Origin of the sequence: Acetobacterium bakii (assembly GCF_001263355.1) — a bacterium.
GTDB lineage: Bacteria > Bacillota > Clostridia > Eubacteriales > Eubacteriaceae > Acetobacterium > Acetobacterium bakii.
In genome coordinates this window covers 19,918-30,338 of record NZ_LGYO01000069.1, presented here as the reverse complement: position 1 = coordinate 30,338, position 10,421 = coordinate 19,918, and the positions used below count along the sequence as shown (strand labels likewise).

6 protein-coding genes are annotated in these 10,421 nt (G+C 43.8%); all 6 read right to left on the bottom strand.

The window, feature by feature from the left end; translation table 11 throughout:
- Positions 1-354: 354 nt before the first annotated feature.
- Genes AKG39_RS18535 through glgB form a run of 6 tightly spaced genes read right to left on the bottom strand, consistent with a single transcriptional unit; the run spans position 355 to position 10,295 of the window.
- Positions 355-2,256, bottom strand: coding sequence for an alpha-amylase family glycosyl hydrolase (locus AKG39_RS18535; RefSeq protein WP_242852669.1), 1,902 nt, complete (start codon positions 2,254-2,256; stop codon positions 355-357).
- Entirely contained in the window at positions 2,246-3,664 is a 1,419-nt protein-coding gene (glgA, locus tag AKG39_RS18530; protein ID WP_050741894.1) for a glycogen synthase GlgA, read from the bottom strand. The genes AKG39_RS18535 and glgA overlap by 11 nt, the downstream gene beginning before the upstream one ends.
- A gap of 1 nt (position 3,665) precedes the next feature.
- Positions 3,666-4,778 carry a glucose-1-phosphate adenylyltransferase subunit GlgD gene (glgD, locus tag AKG39_RS18525; protein WP_050741893.1) on the bottom strand — a complete coding sequence of 371 codons (1,113 nt, stop codon included), beginning with the start codon at positions 4,776-4,778 and terminating at the stop codon, positions 3,666-3,668.
- A 15-nt stretch (positions 4,779-4,793) separates the two neighbouring features.
- On the bottom strand, positions 4,794-5,918 hold the full coding sequence (locus tag AKG39_RS18520; RefSeq protein WP_050741892.1) for a glucose-1-phosphate adenylyltransferase: 1,125 nt from the start codon (positions 5,916-5,918) through the stop codon (positions 4,794-4,796).
- 12 nt (positions 5,919-5,930) lie between these two features.
- Positions 5,931-8,357, bottom strand: a complete 2,427-nt coding sequence (locus tag AKG39_RS18515; RefSeq protein WP_050741891.1) for a glycogen/starch/alpha-glucan phosphorylase — start codon at positions 8,355-8,357, stop codon at positions 5,931-5,933.
- 33 nt (positions 8,358-8,390) lie between these two features.
- Entirely contained in the window at positions 8,391-10,295 is a 1,905-nt protein-coding gene (gene glgB, locus AKG39_RS18510) for a 1,4-alpha-glucan branching protein GlgB (protein ID WP_050741890.1), read from the bottom strand.
- Positions 10,296-10,421 lie beyond the last annotated feature (126 nt).

Here is a 10,421-nt window from a genome sequence, read left to right as displayed (position 1 = left end):
TAAGTTCACTTGAAATCAAAACTTACATAGCTATTTTTTTATGGGGCGTAGCCCCACAACGGAGGCGCAGCGCAGCGGAGACGCAGTTCCAGCACGGCTTAAACCGAGAGTCATTTAAAAAAGTTGTCTAGGCCGCAGCGGAGACTGAGTTGCACGTCTTCATTTCAACGGCAGTATTGCAACGAGTTGTTCAAGATGCCCGTATTTAATAATCAAACTAAAAAAGTAAGTCCTGGGGACAATGGTAACATCAGTTGTCGGCATCATGGCGCACAGGCATAGCCTGTACGATCATGCAGCCGACAACGATTTACGATTGTCCTCAGGACGATTTTGACGATCACCTCAGAACTTTCACATAAGTGTCAGTTCTTTTTTGTTTTTCACGGCAATAATGGCATAGGAAAGAGGTTCAATTACAATGGTGTCCAGGGAGACGGTTGCATTGGTTAACAGATCAATCCCGATACAGCGGATGTAGCGGGGATCTTCGTAAAGGTGGATAGCCTTTGAATTGCGATTAAAGAGGCATAAACAGGTGTCATGATTATCTGCGCGTTCGAAGACGAAAAGATCATCGCCGGCCTCATAGGGCTGCCAGGATCCTCTTTGAAGCACTGAGTTTTTAGCATGAAGTTCGGTAATTTGTCGATACCAGTCCAGAAGTTCATTATCTTCATTTCCCCAGGGATAGGTTCGCCGGTTATAGGGATCCTGAAAACCCTGAACCCCGACTTCATCACCATAATAGATACAGGGAACTCCTGGGAATGTCATTTGAATGAGACTGAGCAGTTTGAGCCGCTTCTTCGCCAGTTTATATTGGCTTTCACTGAGTCGAAAATGTTCCCGTTCCGTATCTTTCAAGTACTCGTCTGCTTCGCCGAGAACAGTGAGAATACGACGGCGGTCGTGGCTGCCGATAAGGTTCATATTGCCCATAAACTGTTCTTTGGGGTAATGTTCATAAAGTGACATCATCAGCCGCTGGATCTGAGGGGCGCTTTTCTGACCCAGGAGAAAGTCGATAAAGGCTTCCCGGAAGGGGTAGTTCATTACCGCATCCAATTCATGACCGGAAAAGTAGGTTCTGAGTTCATCATAGGCAATTTTTCGGGACGCATCTTCCCAGACTTCACCAATCAGAATGCTCTCCTGGTTTTGCTCCAGCATGGCTTCTTTGAGGCCGGTTATAAAGGGATCGGGAAGTTCATCGGCAACATCTAAGCGCCAGCCGGAAGCGCCGGCATTCATCCAGTAACGAATCACGCTATTTTTGTTTTTGAAAATAAAATCCTGAAAAGCCGGGTGCATTTCATTGGTATTCGGCATTGCGTCCACACCCCACCAACACGAGTATTTATGGGGATATTGAATAAAATTGTACCACGGATAATAAGGGGACTCGAGGGACTGGAAGGCTCCGGATTCAGGATAGTTGCCAAAGCGGTTAAAGTAAAGGCTGTCATCACCGGTATGGCTGAAAACACCATCTAAAATAATGGCAATGTTTCTTTTTTTGCATTCTGTAGCCAGCGTCATAAAGCTTTCCAGAGTTCCTAAAACGGGGTCAATGGTCATGTAATCCCCGGTGTCATAACGGTGATTGCTTGGGGACTTGAAAATTGGATTCAAATAAAGGATAGTAACATTGAGACTTTTCAAATAATCCAGTTTTTCGGTAATTCCGGTGAGGGTTCCCCCAAAAAAATCCCAATAGTCAATCTTATCGTCAACCCCTCGAAAATAGTGGGGTGAATCGTTCCAATTAGGATGCAACAGGGCATTTGGTGAAAAGTTATCGATGTTAAAATCAGAACCGCGATTAAAACGGTCTGGAAATATCTGATACATAATTCCCTGGGTATACCATTTCGGAGATTTTCGTTTTGGGTCATACAGAGTAATTTGGTAAGACGGCGGCGAAGACTCGTAAATTTGGCCTTCGCCTCCTAGATGGTCACTTTGGGTTCCGTAGGTATAGGCTCTACCGTTGGATTCAAAACTAAAATCGTACCAGAGAATACCTGCAGCCTCAGGAAGAGTTAGGGTGGTTTCCCAGTAGTTAGGCTCTTCTGAGGCGATCATGATGTGCCACTGCTCCTGATCAGAGGTATAGGTACGAAGCCGCAAATGGTAGATATTGGTGGCACAGACCTTTAGGGTGACGGTGCTGCCCATCGGCAGGGCGCCAAAAGGGATACGAAAGGCTTTATCCCATGAATGATGTCGAAAGTCCATAGCATTATTTACCAATCAGTTTCTGGTAGTGGGCAAGATAGGTTTTGGCAGATAGTTTCCAGTCAAAATGTGTGTTAAAGGCATTTTTTACCATGATTTTGAATAGTGCCGGGGTTTCGGTGTATAAGTTCACGGCTCGCTGGATGGTAAAGAGCATGTCATGGGCGTTATAGGTGGCAAAGCTGAAGCCGTTCCCTTTTTTCGTTTCCGGGTTAAAGGAGGTAACCGTGTCTTTGAGACCGCCGGTTTCCCGAACAATGGGAATGGAACCATAACGCATGGCAATCATTTGGGATAAGCCACAGGGTTCGAATTTAGAAGGCATCAGAAAAAAATCACTGGCGGCATAAATCTTTCGCGACAGATTTTCATCGAAATCGATGATGGTAACCATTTTGTCAGGATAGTTATAGGCCACGGTTTTTAATAAATCTTCGTATGTCGCATCGCCGGTGCCTAAAATTACCAGCTGTAAATCCAATTGTAGAATTTCATGGATAACATTGGCAACAAGGTCCAACCCTTTTTGTTCAACAAGCCGGGTGATCATGGCAATCATCGGAACATCACTCCGGATCGGGAGGTCCAGGTATTCCTGGAGCGCCATTTTATTTTCAATCTTTTTCTTGTCTGGATTTGAAAAAGGCACAAATAATGCCGCATCTGTCTTAGGATCATAAATTGTTTCATCGATGCCGTTGATAATGCCAACTTCCCGGTCGCTGATTTCCCGGACAATCCCGTCAAGACCTTCTCCATAATAAGGATCTTTAAGTTCCTGGGCATAGGTTGGACTGACCGTCGTGACCAGATCGGCGGCATATAAGCCACCTTTCATCAGGTTAATCTGCCCATAATATTCTAAATCAGAAGGCAAAAACCCTAAATTCAAATAGTTGCGAATACTCTCGTAGGCATAAATTCCCTGGTATTTCATGTTATGGATGGTAAATACACTTTTGGTATTCGGAAGAGCTGTCCGGTATTGATGGGTGAGCAGGTAGGGAACCGCAGCGGTTTGCCAGTCATTGCAATGAATGATGTCCGGAATGAAGTCGAGAAAAGCAATGGCATCGAGAACGGCCCGGGAAAAAAAAGTGAAGCGCTCACCATCATCAAAGTAGCCATAAAGCGCAGCCCGTTTAAAAAACCCTTCATTGTCAATAAAATAGAAGGTAATTCCCTCGTATGTGCAGGTCAAAAGACCGCAATAATCAAACTTATCACCCATTTGAACGTAGAAATGATCCAAATATTTTATTGATTCTTTGAGCTTTTCAGGAATGGTGCCATAAAAAGGCATTATCACCCGGGCATCAACAACCTTGGGAAAAGCCTTGGGAAGGGCGCCGATAACGTCGCCAAGACCACCGGTTTTGGCGAATGGATAGGCTTCTGTGGCAACAAAAAGTACATTTAACATACTAGATCACTGATCCTTTCTTAAATACAATAGGAGAATGAGGCCGGCCCATAAGAGTAGTATTGTCTCGGATAATCGTATCCTTATCCATAACAACATAATTCAAAGAGACATTTTTACCGATTTCACATTTTTGCATAATAATACTATTTTGAATATGAGAGCCTTCATGCATGATTGTATCCCGAAAAAGGATGCTGTGGGAGACGGTACCATGAATGATACAACCGCTGCCGACAATGGAGTTATAGACATGGGCAGAATCACAATAGAGGCTGGGGTGATTATCTTTGATTTTGGTATGAATGGTTTTTTTTCCGAGGAAGAGCTCTTGCATAATTTCGAATTCCAGTAAATCCATACTGGATGTCATATAGCTTTCCAGGCTGTTTACCCGTTGAATATAGCCTCTGTGTTGGGCACCGTAAATCCGAAGTTCATCAACGTTGGCCTGAATCATCTCCATTAAGTCCCAATCTCCGGTGATTTTGCTGAGATCCAAAAGACGCAGGAGAACGGATTTTTTAATGATAAACATTTCAGCAAAAAAATGGTTGGTGACACGGGATTTTTTATAATGAATGCCGCTGACACGATTTTTATTGAAATCCAGATAAATATCATCATCCAATAAATTATAACGAGGATCGTCTTTTTTAAAGATCATGGTGATATCACTGTTATTATTTAAATGAATATCATAGGCGTTTTTAAAATCAAAAGAGGTCACCAGGTTTGGGGTGGAAATAATAACATGTTCGCCGGAATTATGTTCAAGATAGGCGCGGTTGTCCTGTAAATTTCTCAGATTAATTTTAATGAGGCCGCCAATGCGATTGTTGCTGGTGCCGGACAGGATCGAAAGATCCTGGGTTTTTCGACTCAGTGACCATTCTTTTCCGGTACCAAGATGATCAACCAGGGAGCTATATTTGTGGGATCCAATGACACCAATACTTGAAATCCCCGAGTTCACCATGTTGGACAGGGTAAAGTCAATAAGACGATAACGGCCGCCAAAGGGAAGTGTGCTTAGACTGCGGTGTTCAAGAAAATCTCTTAGGGAGGTATCTTCACCATCAACATTTAATATGATACCAATTATATTTTTCATTTGAGTTACCCCGTTCTATGAATTTATGACATGAATGATAGGCATTAGGTCGGTCTCGCTTGCGATAAAACGTGTATCACCTTTGATTCTCGCGCGGCTCCCAATGATGCAGTTCTCGAGAATTGCACCATCTTCGATGATGGCACCGGTATGAACAATCGCATTTTTAAGCACGGTATTTTTTTTAATAATCACGTCATGGGAAATAATGGAGTGTTCGATTTCACCGAAGATAATGCAGCCATCACAGATCAGGCTATTGGTTATCTTTGCTTCAGGTCCCAGGTACTGGGGATGACGGCTCATATTGTTTGAAAAAACTCGAAAGCTCCGATCGGTGAGATCAAAGTCGCAGGTGGAATCCAGAAGATCCATATTGGCATCATAATAACTTTGAATAGTACCCACATCCCGCCAATAACCGGAATAGGGGAAAGCAAAAATTCGCTTATTATTTTCATGTAGCATCGGAATCACATTAAGACCAAAGTCATGTTCGGATTCCCGGTTGCCGGCGTCTTCCAAAAGGGCTTTTTTTAGTACCTCCCAGGTAAAGACGTAAATACCCATGGATGCTTTGTTGCTTTTGGGCTCCTCAGGCTTTTCCTGAAACTCGGTGATGCGATTTTCATCATCGGTGTTCACAATGCCAAAACGATGGGCATCCTCCATCAGAACATCCATAACCGCAATGGAAAGATCCGCCTCCTGTTTCTTGTGGAAAGCGATCATTTTGGAATAATCCATTTTATAAATATGGTCCCCGGATAAGATCAGAACATATTCGGGATCGAAACGGTCAATAAAATCAATGTTTTGAAAAATGGCATCCGCCGTACCGGAATACCAGCGTCCGCCTTTCTGGCCCATGTAGGGGGGCAGGATATGGGCCCCGCCGGTAACCTGGTCTAACGCCCAGGCCGAGCCATCACCAATATAATTATTTAATATATAAGGCCGATATTGGGTGAGGACACCCACCACATCAATGTCTGAATTCATACAATTACTTAATGGAAAGTCGATGATTCGGTATTTACCGCCAAACAAAACGGCAGGCTTGGCGTTATTGAAGGTGAGGGAGCCCAGACGGCTTCCCTGACCACCGGCCAGGAGCATTGCGACACATTCAGTATTCATTTTATTACCCCCTTAAATTATTTTCCAGATTTCACGTTGATAGTCTAAAATTGAACGGTCACTTGAGAACATACCAGAATGGGCAATATTAGTCATGGACATTTTTGTCCAGGTTCTTTCATTGCGATAAAGCTGATCCACCCGGTTTTGGGCATCAACATAAGCATTAAAGTCTTTAAGTACAAAATAGGTATCGTTGTGAAGCAACAGGGAATCGTAAATATTCTGGAAGTTCAGCCCAAAGCCTAAGGTGCCGTCAATGAGTTGGTGCATAACCTGTTGAATGCGAGGATCCTTTTCATAGATATCAATGGACCTGTAGCCGCCGTATTTTTCATATTGTGAAACCTCGTCTGAGGATAAACCAAAGGTAACAATATTAGTGGGACCAACAGCCTCGGCAATTTCAATATTGGCACCATCCATGGTTCCCAGGGTAATCGCGCCATTCATCATAAATTTCATATTCCCGGTGCCCGAGGCTTCTTTGCCAGCGGTAGATATCTGTTCGGAAACATTAGCCGCAGGATAAATAATTTCTGCCAGTGAAACATTAAAATTTTCTAAAAAAACAACCCTGATTTTCTCATTAAGAGTTTTATCTGAATTGACCATTTTGGCGATGGCATTAATAAGACGAATGATCTGTTTGGCATAATAATACCCAGGTGCTGCCTTTCCGGCAAAAATAAAGGTTCGGGGTGCGATTTCAAGATGCGGGTTTTCCTTAAGTTGATTGTATAAATACAAAACATGCAAAGCATCCAAAAGCTGACGCTTATAGGCATGAATACGCTTGACCTGGATATCGAAAACTGAGGCCGGATCAACGATCAGATTGTTATGTTTCTTTATATGCTCTGCCAGCCGAATTTTATTCGAAAGTTTTACGGCATTAAATTTATCAGAAAAGATAGGATCATTCAGATAATTCAAAAGGCGCTTGAGTTCAAAGAGATTACCCTGCCATTGGGTGCCAATGGATTCATTGAGTAAATCTTTTAAATCCGGATTACTGTTCATCAGGAAACGCCGTGGGGTCACACCGTTGGTTACGGAGTGAAACCGTTCCGGGAAAACCTGGTAAAACCCCTTAAAAGTTTCTTCTCTTAAGATTTTGCTGTGGAGCTCGGCAACGCCATTGATGGAATGGCTGGCAACGATTGCAAGGCTGGCCATGTGGATCTGATCATTGTTTATAATGGAAAGACCATAGTTGCGCTCCATGTCATGGGGGTATTTGGCATAAATTTCCTGGGTAAAACGCTGGTTGATTTCTTCGATGATCATATAAATCCGTGGGAGCAGGGATTTCATCATACTTACCGGCCACTTTTCCAGGGCTTCGGGAAGAACAGTGTGATTGGTAAAGCTAATGGATTCAACCGTCATTTTCCAGGCGTCATCCCAGCCAAAACCTTCCTCATCCATTAGGATGCGCATGAGTTCAGGTCCGCACATGGCCGGATGGGTATCGTTAATATGAATACAGATTTTCTGGCTGAAGCCATCCATGGAGTTATTATTGAACTGCTTGTAACGCCTGACAATCCGTTTAAGTCCGGCACATACAAAGAAATATTCCTGCTTGAGCCGGAGCAGCTTGCCGTCAAAGCCGTTATCATTGGGATAAAGAATTTGACTAATCGATTCCGCCTCTGATTTATGGCGCACGGCATCCAGAAACTGACCTTGATTAAACTTTGGAAGATCAAAATCTTCCAGGGTTTCAGCGCTCCAAAGCCTTAGCGAATTGACGGTTTCATTGTGGTAGCCTTTAACGGGAATATCGTAGGGAACGGCCAGAATCGGTTCGTAGTTTTCGTGGACAAAGGTTAGATTGCCATTTATTTTTTCAGAGTGAATGGTTCCGCCAAATTTAATAATGACGGCTTTATCGGGCTTGCGGATTTCAAAGGGGTAGCCATTTCTCAGCCAGTTGTCGGCAACCTCCACCTGTTCCCCATTGATAATCCGCTGTTCAAAGAGTCCGTATTTATAGCGGATCCCATTGCCATGAGCAGGCATATCCATGGCCGCGGAGGAATCCAGATAACAGGCCATGAGTCGGCCCAGACCGCCATTGCCCAGACCAGGGTCGGATTCCTGTTCCTGGATGGCAGTGAAGTCCAGGCCTAATTCTTTCAGGCTTTCAGTAACAATATCTTCAAGACCGAGATTGTTAATATAAGACTTCAGAAGTCTTCCAATTAGAAACTCAATGGAAAAAAAGTAGACCTGCTTATTCTGGTGTTTATTGTACTTGGTATTGCTTTTAGCCCATTGGGTGGTGATATCGTCCATAACCAGCTCAGCCAGTGCCTGGTATTGTTTGAGAACCGAGGATTCAGCAAGACAATCGCCGGAAACCTCCTCAATTTTATTAATGTAGGCAGCTTTAAAAGCTTCTTTTTGTTTTTTCTTTTCTGAAGAATTCATGACTATTCCTTTCAAGGCACAGTTCTTTTCTGTTTATTTTTTGGATTTTTTAACAGGTGTTTCTTTGGCGGTCGCGGTCTTTCGGGGAATCACACTCTTTAAGACAATCAATGATGATGGTGAAATATTTATGGATACTGAGTAGTCTTCACCGTGGAGGGGAACCGCCTGAGCTTTCATGGTTTTTTTCATTTTATAGTCGGTTCCGCCATACTTGGTTTCATCTGAATTAAAAGCCAGGCGGTAGGTGCCGTTGCTGGGAACCCCCACCCGATAATCGGTGTAGCTCAACGGGCAAAAGTTGAGAATCACAACAAGATCATCTTTTTCGTCATCGGCCATGCGTTTAAAAATAAGAATGCTCTGGTCCGCGTTATCGGCTTCCAGCCACTTAAACCCCGCCCAGCTGTGGTCGTAGGTCCACAGGGCTTTTTCCCGGAGATAGAACTTATTCAGATCCCTGATGTAACCCTGGATCTGGGCATGTTTTTCATGTTCCAGCATAAACCATTCCAGGGATTCATCCACCCGCCATTCCATAAAGGGCGCAAACTCATTACCCATGAAAGTCAGCTTTTTCCCGGAGTGGGTCATCATGTAACCGTAAAGAAGACGGAACTGGTCAAATTTCATATCATAATCTCCGAACATTTTGTCAACAATGGTCTTTTTACTGTGGACAACTTCGTCGTGGGAAAGCGGGAGTATGAAGTTTTCGTTAAAGGCATAGGCCATGGAAAAGGTCAGTAAATGGTGGAATCGGTTTCTGAAATACGGGTCTGTTTCCATATAATCCAGGGTGTCGTGCATCCAGCCCATGTCCCACTTCAGATTAAAGCCCAAACCGCCTTTATCCACCGGCCAGGTGACCATGGGGTAAGAGGTGGAGTCTTCGGCAGACATAATGGCAAAGGGATAATCCCTGAAGATGATGGTATTCAATTCCCGCAGAAAGGTCAGCGCTTCCAGGCGATCGGTGCCGCCGTTACGATTATGGTGAGGTTCACCCTCAAGACCATGATTCAATTCGATCATACTTGCGACGCCATCAATGCGAAGACCGTCGACATGATAGAGATCGAACCAGAAATGGGCGTTGGAAATTAAAAAATCCAATACTTCGGGTTTCCCAAAGTCAAATTCCATGGTACCCCATTGGGGATGTTCGCTGAATTCGTATTGAGGGGTTCCATCAAATTGATACAGGCCGTGAGCATCCTTGCAAAAGTGACCGGGAACCCAATCCAGGATGACGCCGATACCGGCCCGGTGACAGGTATCAATGAAATGCATCAGCCCCTGGGGGTCGCCATAGCGGCTGGTGGCCGCATAGTATCCGGTAAGCTGATAACCCCAGGAACCATCAAAGGGGTGTTCCATAATGGGCATAATCTCAATGTGAGTATAGTGCATGTCCACTAGGTAAGGAACCAGCTGTTCACTCAGTTCATGATAGGAGAGGTAGTCGCCATTTTCATTGCGCTTCCAACTGCCTAAATGAGCTTCATAAATATTCATCGGCATTTCCAGCCAATTGACGGAATTACGTTTTTTTAGCCAGGTTTCATCCTGCCATGGATAGTCCGTGAGTCCCCAGATTATTGAGGCTGTTTTCGGCTTCACTTCGCTGTAAAAAGCATAGGGATCAGCTTTGTAGGCGACGGCACCATTTTGTTGGCGGACCGCATATTTATAAAGCATACCCTGGGTCAGCCCGGGAATAAACAGTTCCCAAACACCTTGGATATCATTGATTGAGTGCATTTGATGCTTATCAATTTCCCAATTATTGAAATCACCGACCACCGAAATTCCCTGGGCATGGGGTGCCCAAACACGAAACATAACACCCTCTGGTTTAATCTGGGCACCAAAATAATAGTAATTTTGGAAATGCCTGTTTTCGTGAGATCCTGACGCAGTGAATATTTCTTTCATAATCTATCAGTCCTTTCGAATTTGTTTTGATGAAAAGGCAGTAAATCATAGCATTTCATTATATTACAGCATTTTATCATAACCCAAGAATAATGAAAGCATATCTTTTTTTATTAAGTAAAATCT

Excerpts from the sequence above, each read along its gene's own strand:
- AKG39_RS18515 (WP_050741891.1), bottom strand. The coding sequence starts at position 8,357 with ATGAATTCTTCAGAAAAGAAAAAACAAAAAGAAGCTTTTAAAGCTGCC.
- glgA (WP_050741894.1), bottom strand. The coding sequence starts at position 3,664 with ATGTTAAATGTACTTTTTGTTGCCACAGAAGCCTATCCATTCGCCAAA.
- AKG39_RS18520 (WP_050741892.1), bottom strand. The coding sequence starts at position 5,918 with ATGAATACTGAATGTGTCGCAATGCTCCTGGCCGGTGGTCAGGGAAGC.
- glgB (WP_050741890.1), bottom strand. The coding sequence starts at position 10,295 with ATGAAAGAAATATTCACTGCGTCAGGATCTCACGAAAACAGGCATTTC.
- glgD (WP_050741893.1), bottom strand. The coding sequence starts at position 4,778 with ATGAAAAATATAATTGGTATCATATTAAATGTTGATGGTGAAGATACC.